Here is a 21,532-nt window from a genome sequence, read left to right as displayed (position 1 = left end):
GGTTCACTGCCGACGCAGCGGCCTGTGTGTTTCAAGACACCTTCAGGGCTTGGAGCAGTGACGTTGTCCGGCGTACCAACGCCTCGACATTGACCGGCCGGTTGAGCACTTCCACTTGCGTTTCGCCGTGCAGGTCGACGGCTTCGTCCGGTTCGGCCAGAACCAGCACCTTCAGCGCCGGATTCACCTGCTGCGCTGCCTGGAGCAAGCGCAAGCCGGTTTCCTGGCGCAGCACGCGTGCGTCGCAAATCAGCAGATCTGACCGCAGCCCTTGCTGCACGGCGCACAACGCTTCGTTGCCCGAAAGGCTGGTGTGAACTCTGTGGCCCGCGTCTTCCAGGTACTCCTGCATCACCAGGCGCATTGCCGGTTGCTCCTCGATGACCAACACAGTGCGTCGAGGTATCGAGTGATGACGTGGCAAATAGAGGTGCACGGTCGTGCCCTGTCCCGGCGTGCTTTGAATCTGCATCTGCCCGCCTGACTGGCGCACGAAGCCGTACACCATCGAAAGCCCCAGGCCCGTGCCCTGTCCCAGTGGCTTGGTGGTGAAGAACGGATCGATGGCTCGCTCGGCCACCTCCTGCGTCATGCCCTCGCCCTGGTCGGCCACGGCCAGGTGCAGGTACTCGCCAGGTGCAGCGTCCAGGCCTGCGGCGAGCAGCGGATCCATGTCGATGTTTTCGCACTGAATGGACACGGCGCCGCCCTCGGGCATGGCATCGCGGGCATTCAGGCACAGGTTGAGCAGGGCGCTTTCCAGTTGCGGGGGGTCGACGCAGGTCAGCCACAGGTCAGGCTGGGTGCGGTCGATCAGTTGCACGCGGCTGCCGACCGAGCTCTTGATCAGCGGCATCAACCCGCTGACCAGGTGTTGGATCTGGATGGCTTGGGGTTGCAAGGTCTGCTGGCGTGAAAAGGCCAGCAAGCGCTGCACCAGCGAGGCCGCGCGGCCAGTGTCTTGTTGCACGCTGTCGAGCAACTGCGCGGCATCGTCCGCGCGCGATTCGCGCAGGCGTTGCCGGGCCAGCTCCAGTGCACCTTGTATGCTGCCCAGCAGGTTGTTGAAGTCATGAGCGATACCGCCGGTGAGCTGACCGACCGCTTCCATCTTCTGCGACTGACGCAGGGCCTGCTCGGCCTCGCGCAGCCGCTCCTGTTCGTTGACCCGTTCGGTGATGTTATAGGCGAACAGATAAGCGCCGATGATCTGCTGCTCATCGTTGCGCAGGCAGCTCATGCGCAATTCATAGTGGCGCAGATGGGGTCGATCACCAATGCTGATGACGTGAACCACGGATTCCCCGCTCAGGGCCCGGCGCCACAGCGGCAGCATCAGCTTGCTGGCCTCTGGCAGAGGGGCGAGGGCTTGCTCCAGCGTCTCGCCGATCTGCGGGACGTAGTGATGCTCGCGCTGGAACGTGGCCCGCGCGGTCCGGTTGATGGCGCGCAAAATCAGGTTGTTGTCCATCACCAGCACGTTGGCCAGGCTGCTGTCGAGCACATCGCCGAACAGTTTGCGCTCGGCCTGGGCCGCATCGATGCGTTGTTTGAGCAGCTCGTAACGGCTGAGCAGCAAGTCGCTGGACGACTGATCGCGAAAGATCACCCCCAGGCGACGCTTGCTCGTCGGCTCCAATCGATAGACGGAAACGGCCAGCAGTCGACGGGCTTCCTTGAGTTCGTGAACGAAGGTACTGCTGACGCCAGTACGTTGTACCTCGGCGAAGCGTTCGATCCACTCCTCGGCCTCATCGGGGATGAGCTCGCGAACGGTTACGCCCAGGTGCCGGTGATAACCCGCGTGGCGCACGCTGGCGGCATTCAGGTAGAGGTGCCGATAGTCGCTGAGTGGGCCGCGTGGGGTGTCGATCATTTCGACAATGCAGAACCCCTCGTTCATCTGCTGACAGAGCAGCTCGAAGCACTGCTCCTTCATGCCTTCCTCGAGCATGGCCGCGCGCGCCTGCTGGCGGTGCCACGCCAGCGTATAGGGATCAAGTGGATGTGCGGGCAGGGTGGACATGGCGTCAGTTCTCCAGGCGGCGAATCCTCACTATAGACGCTGATCGCTGCCGCCCTGGTGCTGCACTCAGAACGAGCTGACGATGCGCCCCAGGGTCTGCATCGCCTGTTCGCAGGTGGTGTCCCAGGGCGAGCCGTAGTTCAGCCGTATGCAGTTGCCGAAGCGCCGCGTCGGCGAGAAGATCGGCCCTGGCGCGATGCTGATGCCTTGGGCCAGGGCCATGTGGAACAGCTTGAGCGCATCCATTCGCTCAGGCAGTTCGAGCCACAGGAAATAGCCGCCGGACGGTTGGCTGACGCGGGTCTGGGCCGGGAAATGTCGAGCGATGGCCGCCAGCATGCTGGACTGCTGGCCCTCCAGGGCGTAGCGCAACTTGCGCAGGTGACGGTCGTAGCCGCCATGCTGCAGGTAGTCGGCGATGGCGGCCTGGGCGGGCATCGAGGCGCACAGCGAGGTCATCAACTTGAGCCGTTCGATCTTCTGCGCGTAACGCCCGGCCGCGACCCAGCCAACCCGGTAGCCGGGCGCCAGGCTTTTGGAAAACGACCCGCAGTGCATTACCAGACCGTCGCGGTCGAAGGCCTTGGCGGGCTTGGGGGCCTGGGGTGCGTAATACAACTCGGCATAGACATCGTCTTCGATCAACGGCACCTGATGCCGGTGCAGCAGGTCCACCAGTGCCTGTTTCTTGGCCTCGGGCATGCTCGCGCCGACCGGATTCTGGAAGGTGGTCATCGACCACACGGCCTTGATCGGGTGTTTCTCCAGGGTCTGCGCCAATACGTCCAGGTCCATGCCTTCACGTGGGTGCACCGGGATTTCCACCGCCTTGAGCTTCAGACGCTCGAGCACCTGCAGGCAGACATAGAACGCGGGCGCCTCGATGGCGACCAGGTCGCCTGGCTCGGTGACCGCTTGCAGGCACAGATTGAGCGCTTCGAGCGCCCCGTTGGTGATCAGCAACTCCTCCATTGGCAGCATCAGCCCGGCGACCATGTAGCGCAGGGCGATCTGACGGCGCAGTTGCGGATTGCCTGGCGACAGGTCGGTGACCACGACGCGCGGATCCATAGCCCGACTGGCGCTGGCCAGCGAGCGCGACAGGCGTTGCAGTGGAAACAGCGTCGGGCTGGGGAAGGCCGAGCCGAAGGGCACGGTGTGCGGGTCCTTGATCGAGTCGAGGATCGAAAACACCAGGTCGCTGACGTCGACGTCGGTGGACTCGCTGACCGGCGCCTGCGCCTGCGGCTCGCTGAACTGACGGGGCGCATGGGCATTGACGAAATAGCCCGAACGCGGTCGGGCGCGGATCAGCCCGCGGCGTTCCAGCAGGTAGTAGGCCTGAAACACGGTGGACGGGCTGACCCCGTGGGTCTGGCTGGCATAGCGCACCGAAGGCACGCGCTGGCCAGGGCCAAGCACCCCGGAGCGGATCAATTCAGCGATGTCGTCGGCAAAGCGTTCGTAGCGTTTCATCGTTCCTGGACTTCTGGCTGGGCACGCAAGGTGGGCGGCAGTGTAAGGGATCAGCGGTTCAGGGGCGCGACGAATCGGCTGCGCGCGCGGCTGAACACCTGCGGCTGGTCGAGGTCCTGCACTTCGAAGGTGAGGTCCACCGAACTGCTGGCAGGTCGCTCGGCCAGCATCGCCACGGACACCGGCAATTCGCTCATCTCCCCGGCGGCAATGGACAGCTCGTGTTTGCCCTGCAGGACGAAACCGTCGGCATCGACCAGGCTCAGCGCGTAACGCTGCGGTTGCTGGGTTTTGTTGATGATCTTGAGCAGGTAGATGTTCTCGATCTGGCCTTGGGCGTTCTCGCGGAACAGTCCGCGGTCCTTGATCACGTCCATGGACACCATCGGCCGCATCTGCAGCGCGATCACCAGTGCGCCGATCATCACCACCAGGGCCGTGGCGTAGCCTAGCAGGCGCGGACGCAGCCAGTGGGTGGTGCCACCCTGCAGGCTGTGCTCGGACTTGTAGCCGATCAGGCCGCGCCGGTAACCCATTTTGTCCATGACCGTGTCGCAAGCGTCGATGCAGGCCGCGCAGCCGATGCAGGCCATCTGCAAACCGTCGCGGATGTCGATGCCGGTGGGGCAGACCTGCACGCACAAGGTGCAATCGATGCAGTCGCCCAATTGCTGCGCGCGCGGGTCGCTGCCTTTTCTACGTGGGCCGCGCGATTCGCCGCGCCGCGGGTCGTAGGCCACGGCCAGGGTATCCTTGTCGAGCATCACGCTCTGGAAACGCGCATACGGGCACATGTGCATACATACCGCTTCGCGCAGCCAACCGGCATTGAGGTAGGTGGCAGCGGTGAAGAACAGGATCCAGAACAGTGCGACACCCCCCAGCTCGAAGCTCAACAGCTCACTGGCCAGTGCCCGGATGGGTGTGAAGTAGCCAATGAAGGTCAGGCCGGTCATCACCCCGATCGCCAGCCACAGGCCGTGCTTGGAAGCACGGCGAGCCAGTTTGTTGAGGCTCCAGGGTGCGGCGGCCAGGCGGATGCGCTGGTTGCGGTCGCCTTCGGTGACTTTCTCGCACCACATGAACAGCCAGGTCCAGACGCTCTGCGGGCAGCTGTAACCGCACCAGACCCGTCCAGCGAATACGGTGATGGCGAACAGGCCGAAGGCGCAAATGATCAGCAGCGCAGAGAGCAGGATGAAGTCCTGCGGCCAGAACGTGGCGCCGAAGATGTGGAACTTGCTCTCGGCCAAGTCCCACAGCACGGCCTGGCGCCCGTTCCAGTTCAGCCAAGCGGTACCGAAGAACAGCGCGAACAGCAGGCCGGCGAAACCGATGCGCACGTTGCGGTATACGCCTTTGAAGCTGCGGGTCTGGATCTGTCCGTCAGCGTTCTGTCGTGCTGGCGTGGCGGCGGTTTCGATGTGGATGACTCGGAAGGGCACTCTCTCGCTCATGGTGGTTCGCTCATCAGGCCTCTATCAGGCCCGGGCACTATGGCCCCCGATCTGTTTTCAGCACAGGCTCAGGTCGGGTGATAAAAACCATATCAGAACGCGCTGTAACTCACTCGAACCCTTAGATGATCGAGCCGGGGCCACTGTTCTTCAGATGTCTGCGACTATCCACCGCACCTGCCACGGTGAGCGCATCGGCCTCGGCTTCGGTGATCGGGAAGCGTTCGCCGGCGAGAATGGCCACCGACATGCGCAGGTGCGCGTCGGTGACGATCTCAACCTCGTGGCCCAGGCCTTCTATGGTGACGGTGTCACCGGACAAGGTGCAGCGCTTGTGGTCATCGATGTGTACGGGCATGGTCTTTCTCTCCTGTGGTTTGAGTCTTCGACCTTGTCGGTGGCGAGGTTTCTGCATCGCCGTCGCACTCCTGGCAGGGTGTGCGGTCCACCTTCCATGAAGCTTTCTGAGGACTGTGCGTGGAGCGGATCTGGGAAAACGTGTGGCAGGCCGTAGTGGCCGAATTCGCCGACATTACCGATGAAAGCGAGGTCACTCGGATTGTCGTGCGTCTGATGATGGCCGCAGTGCTTGGGGCCGTGTTGGGCTTCGAACGTGAGCATCGTGGCAAATCGGCAGGTGTGCGCACCCACATGCTGGTGTCCATGGGCGCGGCGTTGTTCGTATTGGCGCCGGGGATGGCCGGTGCCGACGATCAGGCGCTCAGTCGAGTGATCCAGGGCATCGTTGCAGGCATCGGTTTTCTCGGTGCAGGCACCATCCTCAAAGGCAATGGACGTGACACCAGTCATGTAAAGGGCCTGACCACTGCCGCAGGGCTGTGGATGACTGCCGCCATCGGCACGGCAGCGGGCATGGGGCGCGAAGCGACGGCCCTGGTGAGCACCGTGCTGGCATTGCTGGTACTGGCCAGCATGCCGCTGTTGGTGGGCAAGGTGGAAGATGAGAACGAGGAGAAGAAGGACGAGGAGGGTAGTCGGAAACACTGAGGGGAGCCGAAGCTCCCCTCTAGGTGTTGTTGCCTGCTCTTTTATTATTATTCAAAACCGGCCTGTTGTTGTTGTTGTCAGCCGGTTCCGGTGTAGCCGGGCCCCTATCCGGGGCCAAGAGCAAACGTATTTTTTTGAGCGCTGGCCTGCATTCGATCCTGACTGTCGCTACCTGAAGGTAGTTTTGTTGTTCTGTGTCGAACCGGGGGCGAACCCCACATTGCTGCCTACTCCAAAAAAATCTGCTTGCTGCGCCTCTGCCGTGTTGTTCTTGTTATGTCAGAGCCGGTGCATGTTGTTTTTATTGGGTGTGTCGCGATTTTTTATTTTTGTTGTGCCAGAGACATAGCAGGTGGCGTGCCAACTTTTTAATTTCCTTTTAAATCAATGAGTTGCTGTTTTTGGGTGGTGTGGGAAGCGCGCACGAACCTCTCGAATTGTTTCCGTGTTACCCGCTTGTCGGCCGCCGACGCTGTGCGGGTAACACATCGCCCACTCGTTTATTCCGAACGTCACCCTTCAGCGAAGTTGCGCAGCCGCTCACCCTCGAGACGGTAGCGAATCCATTCAGACTGGGCCTGCGCGTCCAGGGCCTCGTAGAAGCCGATGGCTGGCGTGTTCCAGTCCAGTACGCTCCACTCCAGGCGCGCACAGCCTTTGGCCAGCGCTTCGCGGGCGATGTGGCGCAGTAGCTGGCGACCGGCGCCGTCACCACGGTGCTCAGGGGTGATGTACAGGTCTTCGAGGTAGATACCGTTGCGGCCCAACCAGGTGGAGTAGCTATAGAAGAAGACGGCAAAGCCGATGGGCTGACCGTCACGTTCGCAGATCAGTCCGTGTACGGTGCTGCCGTCATCGAACAGGCTGCGTTCGATGTCGGTGACGCTGGCTACCACCTGGTCTCGGGCTCGCTCGTAGTCCGCAAGCTCAGTGATGAAATCGAGGATCTGTGCGGCGTCGCTGCGCTGGGCTGGACGAATGGTCAGGCTCATGGGGCATTCCTTGAAAGAAAAGCGCCTAGCGTAGCGGGTAGGGCTGGCGTTGCCGAGTCTCTGAGACTGGTCGGGTCTTGGAGGTGCGGGGGCATCAGTAGCAAATGAACAGTTATGTGTTATGGGCTAATTTTCCATAACTGTATGGGTTGGGGCCGATCAAGGATCGCTAGTGTTGTGCGACTCGATAATCATCCTCTGACGGACTTGCACGCCATGTTTGGCTCCTACGAACTACTCAGCGCCTTCATTCTTTTCGCCTTCGTTTCATCCATCACGCCGGGGCCGAACAACACCCTGTTGCTTGCCTCGGGAGTGAACTTCGGTGTCCGTCGCTCGATTCCCCATGCCATGGGCATCAGCATTGGCTTCATGCTGATGGTGCTGGGTGTGGGTTTTGGTCTGGGTGAGCTCTTCAAAGCCTGGCCGCCGCTGTATAGCGTGCTGCGCTATGTCGGCGCGGCGTACCTGCTTTACCTTGCATGGAAAATCGCCACCTCCGGCCCGCTATCCGGCGAGGCTCAGAGCACGCGCAGCCCCATGAGTTTCTGGGGCGCGGCGGCATTCCAGTGGGTCAATCCAAAAGCCTGGGTGATGGCTGTTGGGGCAATCACCACCTATACCCCAGCCCAGGGCTATGCCGTGAACGTCGTGGTGATTGCCGTGCTGTTCGCGCTGGTGAACCTGCCGAGCGTCGGCGTCTGGGTCATGTTCGGCAGCGCGCTGCGCAACGTGCTGCGTAATCCTCGCTGGCTGGTGCTGTTCAATGTCCTGATGGCCGTGTTGCTGGTGATTTCGTTGTATCCGCTGCTGTTTGTAGAATCGTCGTTTTCGTAGTTCGACGAGTGCCGCTCCCGATGCAACTGATTCCTTGGTCCCACGACTGCTCCGACGGCTTCACCTTGCGAGGCTGGCACTCGGCGCCCAGCGGCAAGCCGCTGTTGCATTTTCTGCATGGCAACGGCTTCTGTTGCCTGGCTTACGAGCCGTTGCTGATGCGCCTCGGCGAGCACTTCGACCTGTGGCTGTGCGATGTCCAGGGGCATGGCGATAGCGATCATGGCGGGGCGTTTCGCGGTTGGAACCGCTCAGCGGAGTCGGTGGTAGAAGCCTTCGAGGCGGGGCGGTCGATATTCGGCGAGATACCGCGGTATGCCGCCGGGCACAGTTTCGGTGGCGTGCTGAGCGCACTGATTCTGGCCCTGCAGCCACAGTTGTTCGCGCGTGCCGTGCTACTCGATCCGGTGTTGTTCAGCCCACGCATGATCGCGGTCATGCGCATCCTGGCGCTGGTGGGCCTGAATCGCCGACATGGCCTGGCCCGCAAAGCCGCTACCCGGCGCAGTCACTGGCCGGACCGTGAGGCGGCGCTGGCGTCGCTGCATGGACGGGGCATCTTCAAAAGGTGGAGCGAAGCGTCGCTGCAGGCTTATGTGGGCCACGCGCTGGGCGATTGTCCCAATGCCGTGGTGCTCAAGTGTCGGCCCAGCCGTGAGGTGGAGGTGTTCAGTTCGTGGCCGTCGCGGCTGTGGCCGAGCCTGGAGCAGATCGTCACGCCGACGCGGATCCTGCACGGCGAACAGAGCTATCCGTTCGTTGCCGAGTCGGCTCGACGCCTGGCGGCGCGCAATCGCCATGTGAGTGAGCAGTCGGTCGCGGGCGGGCACTGCTTCATGCAACAGGATCCGGTGAGCGCCGCGCAGCAGGTCGAGGCCTTTCTGCGCAGTTGACTCATCGATGCACGGCGGTCAAGCCAGCTCCAGCCAAATCGGTGCATGGTCGGACGGTTTTTCCATGGCCCGCAGTTCGTAGTCCACGCCGGCGTCCTTGAGTCGCGGTAGCAACGCCTGCGAGGTCATGATCAGGTCGATGCGCAGGCCACGCTTGGGCTCGTCCTCGAAGCCGCGGCTGCGGTAATCGAACCAACTGAAGCGGTCCGCCACCTCTGGGTGCAGGTGGCGGAAGCTGTCGACCAGACCCCAGCCCTTGAGGCGTTCCATCCATTCGCGCTCTTCCGGCAGGAAGCTGCACTTGCCGGTCTTGAGCCAACGCTTGGCGTTGTCCGCGCCGATGCCGATGTCGCAGTCCTGGGGGAGATGTTCACGTCACCCATCACCACCAAGGGCTGGTCGTTGTGGAACTGGCCCTCCAGCAAGGCTTGCAGATCGCTGTAGAAGCGTTGCTTGGCGGGGAACTTGGTGGGGTGGTCGCGGCTTTCCCCCTGGGGAAAGTAGCCGTTCATGATGGTGATGGGGGCGCCATTGTCATCGGCGAAGGTGCCCCAGATGAAACGGCGCTGGGCATCGTCTTCATCGGTGCTGAAACCCTTGACCAGCGACAGCGGTTCGCGCCGCGAGAGCAGGGCGACGCCATAGTGGCCTTTCTGCCCATGAAAGTGCACGTGATAGCCCAGGGCCTGGACCTCGGCCAGCGGGAACTGCTCGTCGCTGACCTTGGTTTCCTGCAGGCCGATGACATCCGGCTGATGCTTCTCGATCAGCGCGGCCAACTGGTGCGGGCGGGCGCGCAGGCCGTTGATGTTGAACGAGACGATCTTCATGGCTAAGGCGGTCCTGGTAAAAGCCAGGGATGCTAGCTGACATCCGCAGTCATCACCAGCCTGAGCTTCTGGGCGGCTCTCCAGTCCCGCAACGACGGTGGAACGATGCGCCACGGCGTGCCTCAAAAGCTCTGACCCGCACCTTCCAGAAGGATCTTAGCAATGTCCGCCGCCCCAGCCCGCCTCTGCCTGCTCGACGATGGTTATCGCCGCGAAGTGCGCAGGCTGCTCTATGACGCTTATCCCTCGGAACCGACCTTCGCCTGGCTGTTCGACGCCCAACGCGGCGGTTACCAGCGGCGATTGCGCGCAATGCTACGCGCCTGGGTGCGCCAGCACTTCTATATGCAACTGCCGGCGCTGGGCTTGCTGGTCGACGACCGCTTGATCGCCGTGGCATTGATCGCGCCGCCCCAGCGCCGTCTGGGGGTGGCCGACAGTTGGATGTGGCGCCTGCGTATGCTGATCGGCGCAGGTCGGCGCAGCACCCGTCGCTACCTGGCGTATCAGGCAGCGCTGGCCGCCTGCCTGCCAACCCAGCAAGTGCATGTGCTGTCGTTGCTGGGCGTGCATCCACAGGTACAGGGCCAGCACTACGCCGAACAACTCTTGCAGGCGGTGCATGACTGGTGCGCGAAGGACCTGGAGACGCAAGGCGTCGTGCTCAGCACCGGCAACCCGCATTACTACGGGTTCTGCGAGCGCATGGGGTATCAGGAGGTTGGAGAGCTTGCACTCGGCAGTGTCAACGAACGGGTGTTCTTCAATCCGAATCCGTCGTCAGTCAAAACGATAGCGTCTTGATCGCGACAGGCGCGGCTTACGCTGCCGCTTCGCTCTGGTAGCATGCCCGCCATGACGTATTCAGGACGATTTGGCTGGGGCGTGCTGTTGCTCGCCGCCAGCTGTACAGCATGGGGCCAGAGTGAATTGGTGGTGCGGGTCAAACCGGCCAACAAGGCGCTGCAGGCGAACATTGAAGGCTATATCGGCAGCCTCGGCGATCGTGACGAGGATGCCTTGCTGCGCTTCAGTCGCGGGGCCGAGGAACAGGCGCGCAAGGCGGCCCAGGCGCTGGGCTATTACCAGGCGCAGATCGACGCCCAGGTCCAGCCCCCGAGCAAGCCTGATCAGCCTTTGCAATTGATCATCCGGGTCGAGCCCGGCGAGCCGGTGCGCCTGCGCAATGTGCAAGTGCGTGTCGAAGGTCCGGCCAGCGAGCTGAAGGCGTTCCGAGTCCCGGACAGCCGGGCCTTGCGTCAAGGCGAGCAACTGAATCACGGTGCCTACGAGGACGCCAAGCGCCTGATCCAGAACCAGGCCTCGCGCTATGGCTTCTTCGACGGTCGGTTTGCCCGCCAACGCCTGGCCGTGGATCCCCGCGCCGGCGTCGCCGATATTGAACTGGTGTATCAGAGCGGTCCGCGCTATCGCCTGGGCAAGGTCACATTCGGCGGCGACGCGCCACTGGACGACGATCTGCTACAGCGCATGGTGGGCTTCAAGCCCGGCACGCCCTATGACTCGGAGCTGGTCGCCGAGCTGAACAACGACCTGCAGTCCAGTGGCTACTTCGAGGGCGTGCGGGTGGATGCTGCGCCCACGGCAGCCGTTGACGACGTGGTGCCAGTGGCGGTGCAACTCGATACCCGCAAACCGCGTACTTTGGGTTTGGGCCTGGGTTTTTCCACCGATGTCGGGCCGCGCGGCAAAGCCAACTGGACGCGGCACTGGGTCAACCCTCAGGGCCACAGCTATGGCTGGGAAACCGAGATTTCCGGCCCCCGACAGAACGTCGGCCTCTGGTATGACGTACCCCTGGACCCACCGTTGACCGACAAACTGCGCTTTGCCGGTGGCTACCAGAACGAAGAACTTTCTGGCACCGACACGTTAAGCAAGCTGTTGACGGTCGGCCCGGAGTGGCATAGCAAGCTGCCCAGCGGCTGGCAGCGGGTGATTTCACTCAAGTACCAGCGCGAGGAATACCGACTGGGTGACGACTCTGGCCTGAGCAACCTGCTGATGCCTGGCATCAGCTACTCGTACCTGCGCAGCGACAACCGCATCGACCCGCACAATGGTTACCGCCTGCAGTTCGACGTCCAAGTGGCCAAGGAAGGGCTGGTGTCCGACACCAACCTGGTGCATGGCAACGTCCTGCTCAAGGGCCTGACCACCCTGGGGCAAAACCATCGCGTGCTCGGGCGTGTGCAGTTCGGCGGCAGCGCCACCAACGGCTATGAGAAGAAAATGCCGCCGTCGCTGCGTTTCTTTGCCGGTGGTGACCAGAGCGTGCGCGGCTATGACTACCAGACACTGTCGCCGAAGAACAGCCAGGGCGACCGCATCGGTGGCCGTTACCTGGTTGCCGGCAGTGTCGAATACCAGTACTCGATCACGGAGAAATGGCGCGTGGCAACCTTCGTCGACCAAGGCAACGCCTTCAATTCGCTGGAGCTGCCCAGCCTCAAGACAGGGGTCGGCATCGGCGTGCGCTGGGTGTCGCCAGTCGGTCCGCTGCGCCTGGACCTGGCGCGTGCGCTCGATGATGACGGCGGTTTCCGTGTGCACTTTTCCATGGGGCCTGAACTGTGAAGCGGGTGATCAAGCCGCTGCTGTTGGGACTGCTCGGCCTGCTGTTGTTGATGGTGCTCGCGCTGACCCTGGTACTCGGCACCCAGGCGGGCAGTCGCTGGGTGCTAGGTTGGGTGCCAGGCCTGCAGGTCGACGACTTCCAAGGCACGCTGGGCGGGCAATGGCAGGCCAGTCGCCTGGTCTGGACGCAGGACGGTAGCCGCGTCGAGCTGCAGGCGCCGCAACTGCACTGGTCGCCTGCCTGTTTGTTGCGCGCCACCTTGTGTGTCCAGCGCCTGCAGGCCGAGCGTATCGACATGGCCTTTGCCCCCAGCGCCGAGCAGACCGACAGTGGCCCTCTGAAACTGCCTGATTTGCGCTTGCCGATCGCCATCGAGTTGGGAGAGGTAAAGGTGGGCCAACTGCGCCTCGATGGCGGTGACCTGCTCGGCGATCTGCAACTGGCGGCGCACTGGACCGGACAGGGCATGCGCATCGATCACTTACAGTTGCAGCGCGACGATCTGCACCTGAGCCTGCAAGGTACCGTGTTGCCCGAGGGCGATTGGCCGCTTGATGCCGATGCCACGCTGCAACTGCCCGCGGTTGACGGTCAGGCGTGGCAGTTGGTGCTCAACGCCAAAGGCGATCTGCTCAAGACGCTGGCGCTCGACGGCACCAGCAGCGGTTACCTGCAAGCCAAAATCGACGGTGAGCTGCAAGCGCTGGCCGAGCATGTGCCCGCAAGGCTGCGTATTCGTGCCGACGGGTTCCGGCCCTCTGCCGCGTTGCCCGCACCGCTGCAACTGAACCAACTTCAACTGTTGGCAACCGGGGACCTGCTCGAGGGTTATCAGCTCGAAGGCACGGCGAGCCTGCCGGCCGAGCAAGGGCCGATCGCCCTGGCGTTGAACGGCAAGGTCGATGCCAAGGGGCCCGCCTCGATGCCCTGGACCTGACCGCCAGTGACACGCAGCGCCTCCGGCTTCAGGCCACGGCTGACTGGGAGCAGGGCGTGCAGGCCGATGCCACTGTCGACTGGCTCGATTTCCCCTGGTTGCGCCTGTACCCGCTGCCAGAGGCGCCTGAAGTGACGCTCAAGCGCTTCAAGGCGCAGGTGGCGTATCGCGACGGCCGCTACGAGGGCGAGTTCACCGGCAATCTGGAAGGCCCGGCGGGGGCGTTCAGTGTGGCCAGCCCGTTCGCGGGAGATCTGGGCCAGGTGCGTTTGCCCAAGCTCGAATTGGTGGCTGGTCAAGGGCGGGCGGCGGGCAGCGTCGGCATCCAGTTCGCCGACACCCTGGCGTGGGATGTCGATCTGAACGTATCGGCACTCGACCCGGCCTATTGGGTCGCTGAACTGCCAGGTACGTTGGCAGGGCCGCTGCGCAGCAAGGGTGAGTTGAAGAACGAGCGGTTGCAGCTCGATGCCGAGCTCGATCTGAAGGGGCGCCTGCGTGGTCAACCTGCGCAGCTCAAGGCAGACGCCAAGGGGGCAGGGGATGCCTGGACTCTGGGCACGCTGGCGATCCAGTTGGGCGACAACCGTATCACCGGCAGCGGCAGCCTGCAGCAGCGCCTGGCAGGACGCATCGACCTCGACCTGCCACGTCTGGGGCAGCTCTGGCCGCGCCTGCAAGGCCAGGCCAAAGGCCGCCTCGATCTGGCCGGAACCCTGGCTGCGCCGCAGGGCAGTTTGACGCTGCTGGGTCAGCAATTGGCCCAGGCCGACAATCGCATTCAACGGCTGGACCTGGACGCGCGTCTGGACAATGCCCAGCGAGGCGTGGTCACGCTCAAGGTCGGCGCTATCCGCCTGGGCGAGACCGCCTTGGGTAATCTGGACCTCAGCGGCAAGGGCGACATTCGTCAGCAGGCGCTGAGCCTTGCGCTCGACGGCCCGCAACTCAAGCTGAACCTTGCACTCGACGGCACGCTGACCAAGGGCGACTGGCGCGGTCGGCTGGCCAGCGGCCGGGTCCAGGCCGGTGGCCAGGACTGGCAACTACAGGCCCCGGCGCGCTTGCAGCGCCTGGCCAATGGTCAGATCGACTTCGCCAGCCATTGCTGGCGCTCCGGCCAGGCCAGCCTGTGCGGCGACGACCAGCGCCTGGCGCCGGAGCCGCGACTGCGTTATCACCTCAAACAGTTCCCCATCGACAGCCTGGCCCAGTGGTTACCCAAGGACTTCGCCTGGCAAGGCATGCTCAACGCCGACATCAACCTGGATATCCCGGCCAGCGGGCCGAAGGGTACGGTGCGCGTGGATGCCAGTGGCGGCACGCTGCGCGTGCGCGACAGTGGTCGCTGGGTCGATTTCCCTTATCAGACGCTGCGCTTGGACAGCACCCTGGCGCCGCGTCAGGTGGACACCTCTTTGGTTTTCCGCGGCGAGCGGCTGGGTCAGTTGAACCTGTCCACGCGCATCGATCCACTGGGGCGCGACAAACCGTTGTCTGGCGATTTCCGCCTCTCCGGCGTCGATCTGTCGATCGCCCGTCCGTTCCTACCGATGGTCGAGCGCCTGGCTGGCCAGCTCAATGGCGAGGGTCGGCTGTCCGGCACATTGCTGGCGCCGCAGGTCAACGGCACTATCCAGCTCAGCGGCGGACACGTCAGTGGCGCCGAATTGCCGGTCAGCTTGGAAGCCTTGTCGCTGCGGGCGCTGATCGCCGGTGAGCAGGTGCAGATCAACGGCGACTGGCGCAGCGGTGAGGCCGGTCGCGGGCAATTGACCGGCGACATGACCTGGGGTCAGGCTTTGGCCGTCGATCTGCGGCTTCAGGGCCAGCAGTTGCCTGTCACCGTCGAGCCGTACGCGGCGCTCGAAGTCGCGCCCGACCTGCGGATTCGCCTGGCTGGCGAGAAGTTGGCGGTGACCGGCAAGGTGCAGGTGCCCAAAGGCAAGATTACCGTGCGCGAGCTGCCGCCTTCTACGGTCAAGGTGTCGGATGATACGGTGATCGTCGGTCAGCAGACCGAGCAGGGCGAGGCACCCATGGCGGTGGCCATGGATATCGACGTCGAGGTGGGTCGCGACAAGCTGTCGTTCAGTGGTTTCGGCCTGACCGCCAATCTGCTGGGCCATGTACACATCGGCGACAACCTCGACACCCGCGGCGAGCTGAGCCTGGCCGACGGTCGCTACCGTGCCTATGGTCAGCGCCTGACCATCCGCCGCGCCCGGCTGCTATTCGCCGGGCCCATCGACCAGCCCTACCTGGACATCGAAGCGATTCGTCAAGTGAACGAGGTCACTGCCGGTATCCGCCTCAGCGGCAGCGCCGAGCAACCGACCACCACGGTGTTCTCGGAACCGGCCATGAGCCAGGAGCAGGCGTTGTCCTACCTGGTACTCGGGCGTCCGTTGGGCAATTCCGGGGAAGACAACAACATGCTCGCGGAGGCGGCGTTGGGCCTGGGGCTTGCCGGCAGTGCCGGCCTCACCGGTGGCCTGGCCTCGCGGCTGGGCATCGATGACTTCCAGCTTGATACCCAAGGCTCGGGCAACAGCACCAGCGTGGTCGCCAGCGGCAACCTGACCGAGCGCCTGAGCCTGCGCTATGGGGTCGGCGTGTTCGAGCCGGCCAGCACCATCGCCCTGCGCTACAAGCTCAGCAAGAAAGTGTACGTGGAAGCCGCCAGTGGACTGGCAAGCTCGCTGGACATCTTCTACAAGCGAGATTTCTAAGATCGTGCGCCCCAGGCCGGGGCGCCGCGACGTCAGCCTTCAACGTACGGTGGCCGCCTCGATGAATTCGTTGCTGTCCGCCTCAGGGCTGGTCGGTGGACGCGGTTTACGCACCGGCTGAATGAGATTGGTGTATTCCTCGATCAGTCGGTTGATCGCCTCGGGCGGCTCACAGGCGTGAAATTGCATGCGAATCTGCACTTCGTCGGGGTCGCGCCCTTCGCCGCGGCGCGCCTGGGCGCCGACAGTGACCTTGAAGTGCGAGCAGGAGGTGGGGTCGTTGGCCTGACGCAGTGCCTCCTGACGGGCCTGGGCGTCCTTGACGTGCACCGAGAGATCAACCTGCATGCGCTCCAATGCCAGGCCTTTGGGTGACACCAGCGCGATCAGCGGAATGCGCAGCAGGTGGGCGTCGTCCATGGCCACTTCGACCATCTTGGCGCGCATCGGCAGGCCGGGTTGTTCCGGATCGAAATCGAAGAACTGATCGAACAGCCTCAGGTACTGCTGAGCGATCAGGGTGTTGGTTGCGGCGGCCGCTTCTTGAAGGCCGCGAGTGACGTCGCGCAGATCGCTCGAGGTCATGGGTGATGGCTGGTGACCGTCTGGACTGTCCACTTATTGGACTCCTGTCAAAGCACCGCAGGTATGAGTACCTGCGGCGGTCGTGATTACACCCAGCGTTCAAGGGGCCTTGGTTTGCGGCGTGCCTTGGTCCGACTGCGGCTTTTGCCCCGGCGCTGGAGTGACAGGGGTATTGGGCAGTTGGTCCGGGTTATCCAGTTTTGCGCCGGGCAGCAGTGACGGCTTGGTCGCCGCATCGGTCAGGTAGTCGATTACGCGCATCATCGCCTCGGGTGGCGCCTGGCGGCGGACACTGGTGCTGAACGCGTAGCGGGCGCGCGTGTCGGTCTTGCGAGTCTGCTCCGACTTGTGGGTCACGCTGCCTTTGACATCGAGCTTGAACGGCCCCCAGCCCAGCGACGCCTCCAGGCTGCCTTGAATATCCTTGCTGGAGCGGTCTTCGGCCATCTGGTTCACGGTCATCTCGAATTCGATGCGACCTTCTTCGATTGCAATGTTCGGATGGGTGATGGCCGCAAGCAACGGCACGCTCAAGCTCTTCTTGACGGTGCCTTGGTAGCCGCCATCCGGGCCGACCAAGGTTTCGTCGTAGTCGAACTGGATGGCCACGGCCTTGCCGTCCTTGATGCACACATTCAGCAGGAAGTCGGCGTATGACTTGCTTGCTGTGACCTGGGCTTGAATCATCGCCTGCAACGGGCCGGCGATCATACGGTCCATCGGCAAGGCGTTGATGACCGAGCCTATCAGATTGCTATCGATTGACATGGGTGGGCGACCTCATGGGTTCAGGTAAAACAGGGCTCAATGGGCATGGTTGTCCTGGCGCCGAATGTTGCCGATCTGACGCAGGCTCAGCCCGTACTTATCCGCGAGCAGGCTGCGCGACAGGCCGTTGGCGCTTTCTTTCTGGATCTGCAGATTACGCAGCTGACGCTGGAAGTGGTCGGCTTTGGGGATCTCCAGCGCGATACCGGCATAACGCTTGATCAGCGCGTCGAGCGCATCGGCCGGCAGCACGTCGGCCAGTCGTGTGCGATCCCGATGTTTGGGAATGTACTTGGGGCGTCCGCCGTAGGCACAGGTCAACCGATAGGCGTTCTCAAGACCGATGCACTCGATCAGTGATTGCAGCGAGTGGGGCAGTTGGGCGACGTCGACGGCGGTCAGGTCTGGCATTTCCATGTGCATTTTCCTTGGGTCCATTGGGCCCGAGCAGTGGTGTCGTGAGGATTTTCAGTCACCCTCGTCAACCATTCCTAGGCGCCAAGCGGCCGGCAGGTTGTAGTTTCAATTGATCGGTACTTGCAGGCATCCAGGTCCCCATGTGTAGGACGTTGCGTGCCCTGAGGACTACAGGGCCCGGTTTTGCTGGAATGGGGGCTCGGCAAAAGGGTAGATGGGGCAGTGCACCCTGTTAGTCGCAGGGATAGGCCCTGCGAAGCGTGATCAGCTTGAGATAGGCATGCGGCAGGCTGGCACTGCTCGCCGGTAGGGCTCGCCAGTCGACGTCCACGCACAAGGCCTCCAGCGCCTGGTCGCCCCGCTGGCCGACCACTTGCGGTGCGAATCCGCGGCGGTAGCGCACGTGAGTGTCGGCGAACGGTTCAACCTGGTCTGCGCGCGCCAGCGTCAGGCGTGCCATGGCCGGCAACTGCGAAGGACTGATGGTGAAGTGCAGTTGCCCGGGCTGGTTGAGGAAAAAACCGCTGCTGCGTACCCGTTGCCAGAGCATTTGCCATTGGCTTGAACCGCTGTCGGCCTCCAGGAGCGCGCCCAGTTCGAGCAAGCGTTCGCGAGAAACCAGGGCAGTATCGATGGCATGGGCGGGAGGGTGAACGATCAGCAGGGTGCTGAGGAGCAGGATGCGCGTCATGGGGGCTCCAAGGCGTGAAAGTAGCCGGGAGTCCATGGTTTCAGGCACGCTGCGGGCAGGTCAGCAGGAAATGTCTCGTCTGAAGGGGGGCAGATGTATCATAGGCGCGGCTCCCCAGGAGCCTCTTGTCCCAGATGTCCCAAGGAATTGCCGATGACACACATGCAGCGCTTCAAGTATTCGATTCTCACCATTGCGGTGATGATGGCGACGTTGTTCGGCCTGAGCCACTTGCAGAAGCAGGGTACGATCAGCGAGCAGACGTTCCAGTACCTGGCCATCGGCATCGCCGTGGTGGTGGTGGTGATCAACGGCATCATGCGGCGCAAGGTCAAGACCTGAGCCCGCTAGCCGGTCGCCTTCAGCGTCCGGCGCCTTGTTCGAGCACCGCACGTGCCTCGGGCTGCAGGCTGTAGCACTTATCCGCGCCGAGGGTGATCACGCCCTCGCTGCACAGCCGCTTGAGCACTTCGCGCACGCTGAGAAACGACAGCGGAATATCCAACTGCTCAAGTTGCGCGTGCACGCCACGCACGCCGATGCTGCGCCCATGACGATCGGCCGCATGCAGGGCGTCGATGACCTTGAGGCGGATCAGGCTGGTGCGCAGGCCGTAGGTGCGCAACAGCTCGCGAATCTGCTCGTTGCTCACGCGCTCCGGCGTATCGGCGCTCGCCTCAGGTGTCGCGCGTTCCATCGGGCGATGTCGCTGCGGCTGTAGTGGCGGGTTGTACATGCGGATGCTCCTTTTCCTGATGGTCCTGAAATCTTGAATGCCTGACTACTAAGACGAACCAGCAAAGCAGATCTGCAACGATCCAGATTAAAAAAGATGCCGCAGACCTCATGGCTTTCCGCCACCTTGCCTGTCTTACAAGACGCTTCGAACACCTGTACTGCGTAAAATTTTCATCCAGCGACTCGTCTGATCGGGATGATCCCAATTTTCCCAGGAGTCTCCGTGATCACACTATCGCGTCCCTTGTCGTGCCTGGCTGTGGTCTTGGCCCTGAGCAGTACGGCAGTCGTGGCCCTGGCGCGCGAAGGCGCAGGCGAGGCCTCGGCGCAGATTCGCCGTACCAACTTCGGCGTGCCGCACATTCTGGCCAATGACGAACGCGGCCTGGGCTACGGTATCGGCTATGCCTACGCCCAGGACAACCTGTGCCTGCTGGCCAATGAAGTGCTCACCGTCAATGGTGAGCGCTCGAAGTTCTTCGGTGCCGAAGGCAAGACCGTCGAGCAGCGCGACAATCTCGACAGCGACCTGTTCTTCACCTGGCTCAATGACGGCGATACGGTGAAGGCTTTCCTTCAGGCGCAGTCCGGCGCCATCCGCGATCGTCTGCAAGGTTACGCGGCGGGTTACAACCGAGCGCTGGCCGAGCGCCGCCAACAGGGCTTGCCAGTGGAATGCGGGACGGGCGAGTGGCTCAGGCCGATCACCGAGCTGGACTTGGTCAAGTTGACCCGCCGCCTGTTGGCCGAAGGGGGCATCGGTCAGTTCGCCGAAGCCCTGGTGGCAGCGACCCCGCCTTCTGTGTCGCACGTTTCGAGCACGCGCGACTTCGGCTGGGCATTGGCGCGCCAGCAGGCCTTCGCCAGCGAGCGGGGCAGCAATGCCATTGCCATCGGTGCCCAGCGCTCGGCCAACGGTCATGGCTTGTTGCTGGCCAACCCGCATTTTCCTTGGGTCGGCGGGCTGCGCTTCTACCAGATGCACCTGACCATTCCCGGCCAACTGGACGTCATGGGCGCCGCGCTGCCAGGCTTGCCGGTGATCAACATTGGCTTCAACCGGGACGTGGCGTGGACCCACACGGTGGACACCTCGAAGCATTTCACCCTCTACCGGCTGCAACTCGACCCCAAGGATGCCACCCGTTATCAGGTCGACGGCCAGTCGCTGCCTTTGGAGCAGCGCACGCTCAAGGTCCTGGTCAAGCGTGCGGATGGCACGCTCGAACCGGTGCAGCGGCAGATCCATGTGTCGCGCTTCGGTCCGGTGGTGCAGTGGCCTGGGCGCCTGGACTGGGATGGGCGCCACGCCTATGCCCTGCGCGATGCCAACCTCGACAACACACGCGTGCTGGAACAGTGGTACGGCATCAACAAGGCCAGTGGCATCGATGCCCTGAAGACCTCCGTGGCGTCTGTTCAGGGCATTCCCTGGGTCAATACGCTGGCGGTCGACGGCAGTGGCCGAGCGTTGTACTTGAATCAGTCGGTGGTGCCCTATGTCGATCAGGCGCTGCTGGCCCAGTGCAGCGATGCGGCGCAAGCCGGCCCGCTGGTCGTACTGGACGGTTCGCGTAGCGCGTGCAATTGGAAGATCGACCCGGCCGCTGCCCAGCCGGGCATTTTCCCCGCGCACTTGCAACCGAGTCTGGAGCGCGCTGATTTCGTGCAGAACTCCAACGACTCCGCCTGGCAGGTGAACCCGGCCCAGCCATTGACCGGGTTCTCGCCGCTGATCAGTCGCCAGGACCAGCCGCTGGGTCAGCGCAGCCGATTTGCCCTGGAACGCCTGCAGGGGCGTGGCAAGCTCGATGCGCAGGCGTTGCGTGGCCTGGTTCTCGACGATGAGGTGTACCTGGCCACTCAGGAGCTGCCTGCGTTACTGCGCTGGTGCGAAGACGCGCAAGCCGATGTGCAGGCCGTGTGCACGAGTCTTCGGGCGTGGGATGGCAAGGCGAGGGTCGACAGCGGCTTGGGGCTGGTGCATTTCGCTAATATCCTGCAAGCGCTGGCCGACCAGCCGCAGGTCTGGCGCGTGGCGTTCGATCCTGCCGATCCTCAGCACACGCCGCGTGGCCTGGCGGTCGAGCAACTGGCGGTACGCAGATTGCTGCATGACGCGGCCCTGGCATCGATGACGCAAGTGCACGAACTAGGGCTGGACAATACGCTGCGTTGGGGGCAGGTGCAGCAGGCGGCGAACGGTACACCGGTGCCGGGCGGGCCACAGGCACTGGGGGTGTACAACGCCATGGTCAGTGTGCCGATGGGCCCGGGCAAGCGTCTGGTGGTCAGCGGCACCAGTTACCTGCAGGTCGTCAGCTTCACCGATCAGGGGCCGCAGGCCGAGGGCTTGCTGGTGTTTTCGCAATCGAGCGAGTCGGCGTCAGCGCACGCATTCGATCAGACCCACGCCTTCGCTGCCGGGCAACTGGCACCGATACCGTTCACCGACGCGCAGATAAAGGCGGATCCGCACTACCGGGAATATCGAGTCGGTGAGCGTGATGAGCCTGTGTCGGAGGCGACAACCCGTTAGACCCCGC

General features: G+C 63.2%; 17 protein-coding genes and 2 pseudogenes. 8 read left to right on the top strand and 11 right to left on the bottom strand.

What is annotated here, in order from left to right; all coding sequences use genetic code 11:
• Positions 1–31: 31 nt before the first annotated feature.
• The 4 genes from GKC70_RS13650 to GKC70_RS13635 all read right to left on the bottom strand — a co-directional run bounded on the left by GKC70_RS13650 (position 32) and on the right by GKC70_RS13635 (position 5,317).
• Positions 32–2,026 (bottom strand): ATP-binding protein, encoded by a 1,995-nt coding sequence (locus GKC70_RS13650; protein WP_342648952.1) that lies wholly within the window; start codon positions 2,024–2,026, stop codon positions 32–34.
• 66 nt (positions 2,027–2,092) lie between these two features.
• Positions 2,093–3,502, bottom strand: coding sequence for a GntR family transcriptional regulator MpaR (mapR, locus tag GKC70_RS13645; protein WP_304484350.1), 1,410 nt, complete (start codon positions 3,500–3,502; stop codon positions 2,093–2,095).
• A gap of 50 nt (positions 3,503–3,552) precedes the next feature.
• Positions 3,553–4,959, bottom strand: coding sequence for a cytochrome c oxidase accessory protein CcoG (gene ccoG, locus GKC70_RS13640; RefSeq protein ID WP_342648951.1), 1,407 nt, complete (start codon positions 4,957–4,959; stop codon positions 3,553–3,555).
• 121 nt (positions 4,960–5,080) lie between these two features.
• Positions 5,081–5,317 carry a DUF3203 family protein gene (locus GKC70_RS13635; protein ID WP_029613288.1) on the bottom strand — a complete coding sequence of 79 codons (237 nt, stop codon included), beginning with the start codon at positions 5,315–5,317 and terminating at the stop codon, positions 5,081–5,083.
• A 128-nt stretch (positions 5,318–5,445) separates the two neighbouring features.
• Here GKC70_RS13635 and GKC70_RS13630 point away from each other — a divergent pair, with 128 nt between their 5' ends.
• A complete protein-coding gene (locus GKC70_RS13630) occupies positions 5,446–5,967 on the top strand; it encodes an MgtC/SapB family protein (protein ID WP_342651525.1) in 522 nt (173 codons plus the stop codon).
• Positions 5,968–6,479: 512 nt separating this feature from the next.
• Here GKC70_RS13630 and GKC70_RS13625 read toward each other — a convergent pair.
• Positions 6,480–6,959, bottom strand: coding sequence for a GNAT family N-acetyltransferase (locus GKC70_RS13625; RefSeq protein WP_342648950.1), 480 nt, complete (start codon positions 6,957–6,959; stop codon positions 6,480–6,482).
• Positions 6,960–7,175: 216 nt separating this feature from the next.
• Here GKC70_RS13625 and GKC70_RS13620 point away from each other — a divergent pair, with 216 nt between their 5' ends.
• Both GKC70_RS13620 and GKC70_RS13615 read left to right on the top strand, forming a co-directional pair.
• Positions 7,176–7,796 (top strand): LysE family translocator, encoded by a 621-nt coding sequence (locus GKC70_RS13620; protein ID WP_342651524.1) that lies wholly within the window; start codon positions 7,176–7,178, stop codon positions 7,794–7,796.
• 20 nt (positions 7,797–7,816) lie between these two features.
• Complete coding sequence (locus GKC70_RS13615) at positions 7,817–8,689, top strand: alpha/beta hydrolase (protein WP_342648949.1); 873 nt, start codon at positions 7,817–7,819, stop codon at positions 8,687–8,689.
• Between the two features lie 18 nt (positions 8,690–8,707).
• On the opposite strand, the pseudogene xthA reads toward GKC70_RS13615, so the two are convergent.
• Positions 8,708–9,519: pseudogene (gene xthA / locus GKC70_RS13610) on the bottom strand (exodeoxyribonuclease III).
• Positions 9,520–9,672: 153 nt separating this feature from the next.
• Between xthA and GKC70_RS13605 the strand changes: the two are divergent.
• The 3 genes and pseudogenes from GKC70_RS13605 to GKC70_RS13595 all read left to right on the top strand — a co-directional run bounded on the left by GKC70_RS13605 (position 9,673) and on the right by GKC70_RS13595 (position 15,787).
• A complete protein-coding gene (locus GKC70_RS13605; protein ID WP_342651523.1) occupies positions 9,673–10,323 on the top strand; it encodes a GNAT family N-acetyltransferase in 651 nt (216 codons plus the stop codon).
• A gap of 51 nt (positions 10,324–10,374) precedes the next feature.
• Positions 10,375–12,117: an autotransporter assembly complex family protein gene (locus GKC70_RS13600; RefSeq protein WP_342648948.1), complete on the top strand. Its 1,743-nt coding sequence runs from the start codon at positions 10,375–10,377 to the stop codon at positions 12,115–12,117.
• Positions 12,114–15,787, top strand: a pseudogene (locus GKC70_RS13595) (translocation/assembly module TamB domain-containing protein). The gene GKC70_RS13600 and the pseudogene GKC70_RS13595 overlap by 4 nt, the downstream one beginning before the upstream one ends.
• Positions 15,788–15,826: 39 nt before the next feature.
• Here the strand turns inward: GKC70_RS13595 and GKC70_RS13590 are convergent.
• The 4 genes from GKC70_RS13590 to GKC70_RS13575 form a co-directional block, all read right to left on the bottom strand.
• The gene (locus GKC70_RS13590) at positions 15,827–16,372 is read right to left on the bottom strand and encodes a DUF2589 domain-containing protein (protein ID WP_342651522.1); all 546 of its coding nucleotides are present in this window, start codon (positions 16,370–16,372) and stop codon (positions 15,827–15,829) included.
• Positions 16,373–16,471: 99 nt separating this feature from the next.
• Positions 16,472–17,140 (bottom strand): DUF2589 domain-containing protein, encoded by a 669-nt coding sequence (locus GKC70_RS13585; RefSeq protein ID WP_342648947.1) that lies wholly within the window; start codon positions 17,138–17,140, stop codon positions 16,472–16,474.
• 36 nt (positions 17,141–17,176) lie between these two features.
• Positions 17,177–17,557 (bottom strand): Mor transcription activator family protein, encoded by a 381-nt coding sequence (locus GKC70_RS13580; RefSeq protein WP_039577197.1) that lies wholly within the window; start codon positions 17,555–17,557, stop codon positions 17,177–17,179.
• 232 nt (positions 17,558–17,789) lie between these two features.
• Positions 17,790–18,248, bottom strand: coding sequence for a hypothetical protein (locus GKC70_RS13575; RefSeq protein WP_342648946.1), 459 nt, complete (start codon positions 18,246–18,248; stop codon positions 17,790–17,792).
• A 153-nt stretch (positions 18,249–18,401) separates the two neighbouring features.
• Here GKC70_RS13575 and GKC70_RS13570 point away from each other — a divergent pair, with 153 nt between their 5' ends.
• Entirely contained in the window at positions 18,402–18,590 is a 189-nt protein-coding gene (locus tag GKC70_RS13570; protein ID WP_029614693.1) for a hypothetical protein, read from the top strand.
• A 19-nt stretch (positions 18,591–18,609) separates the two neighbouring features.
• Here the strand turns inward: GKC70_RS13570 and GKC70_RS13565 are convergent, their stop codons facing one another.
• Entirely contained in the window at positions 18,610–18,945 is a 336-nt protein-coding gene (locus GKC70_RS13565) for a fe2+ zn2+ uptake regulation protein (protein ID WP_342651521.1), read from the bottom strand.
• A 264-nt stretch (positions 18,946–19,209) separates the two neighbouring features.
• Here GKC70_RS13565 and GKC70_RS13560 point away from each other — a divergent pair, with 264 nt between their 5' ends.
• Positions 19,210–21,525 carry an acylase gene (locus tag GKC70_RS13560; RefSeq protein ID WP_342648945.1) on the top strand — a complete coding sequence of 772 codons (2,316 nt, stop codon included), beginning with the start codon at positions 19,210–19,212 and terminating at the stop codon, positions 21,523–21,525.
• Positions 21,526–21,532: the final 7 nt, after the last annotated feature.

It is taken from the genome of Pseudomonas sp. REB1044 (genome assembly GCF_038813925.1).
Taxonomy (GTDB): domain Bacteria; phylum Pseudomonadota; class Gammaproteobacteria; order Pseudomonadales; family Pseudomonadaceae; genus Aquipseudomonas; species Aquipseudomonas boreofloridensis.
This window is presented reverse-complemented; position numbering and strand designations above follow the sequence as displayed.

Bases quoted from the DNA above. Each gene is read 5' to 3' on its own strand.
- GKC70_RS13650 (WP_342648952.1), bottom strand. From the start codon at position 2,026: ATGTCCACCCTGCCCGCACATCCACTTGATCCCTATACGCTGGCGTGG.
- mapR (WP_304484350.1), bottom strand. From the start codon at position 3,502: ATGAAACGCTACGAACGCTTTGCCGACGACATCGCTGAATTGATCCGC.
- ccoG (WP_342648951.1), bottom strand. From the start codon at position 4,959: ATGAGCGAGAGAGTGCCCTTCCGAGTCATCCACATCGAAACCGCCGCC.
- GKC70_RS13635 (WP_029613288.1), bottom strand. From the start codon at position 5,317: ATGCCCGTACACATCGATGACCACAAGCGCTGCACCTTGTCCGGTGAC.
- GKC70_RS13625 (WP_342648950.1), bottom strand. From the start codon at position 6,959: ATGAGCCTGACCATTCGTCCAGCCCAGCGCAGCGACGCCGCACAGATC.
- GKC70_RS13620 (WP_342651524.1), top strand. From the start codon at position 7,176: ATGTTTGGCTCCTACGAACTACTCAGCGCCTTCATTCTTTTCGCCTTC.
- GKC70_RS13615 (WP_342648949.1), top strand. From the start codon at position 7,817: ATGCAACTGATTCCTTGGTCCCACGACTGCTCCGACGGCTTCACCTTG.
- GKC70_RS13600 (WP_342648948.1), top strand. From the start codon at position 10,375: ATGACGTATTCAGGACGATTTGGCTGGGGCGTGCTGTTGCTCGCCGCC.
- GKC70_RS13590 (WP_342651522.1), bottom strand. From the start codon at position 16,372: ATGACCTCGAGCGATCTGCGCGACGTCACTCGCGGCCTTCAAGAAGCG.
- GKC70_RS13585 (WP_342648947.1), bottom strand. From the start codon at position 17,140: ATGTCAATCGATAGCAATCTGATAGGCTCGGTCATCAACGCCTTGCCG.
- GKC70_RS13580 (WP_039577197.1), bottom strand. From the start codon at position 17,557: ATGGAAATGCCAGACCTGACCGCCGTCGACGTCGCCCAACTGCCCCAC.
- GKC70_RS13575 (WP_342648946.1), bottom strand. From the start codon at position 18,248: ATGACGCGCATCCTGCTCCTCAGCACCCTGCTGATCGTTCACCCTCCC.
- GKC70_RS13570 (WP_029614693.1), top strand. From the start codon at position 18,402: ATGACACACATGCAGCGCTTCAAGTATTCGATTCTCACCATTGCGGTG.
- GKC70_RS13565 (WP_342651521.1), bottom strand. From the start codon at position 18,945: ATGGAACGCGCGACACCTGAGGCGAGCGCCGATACGCCGGAGCGCGTG.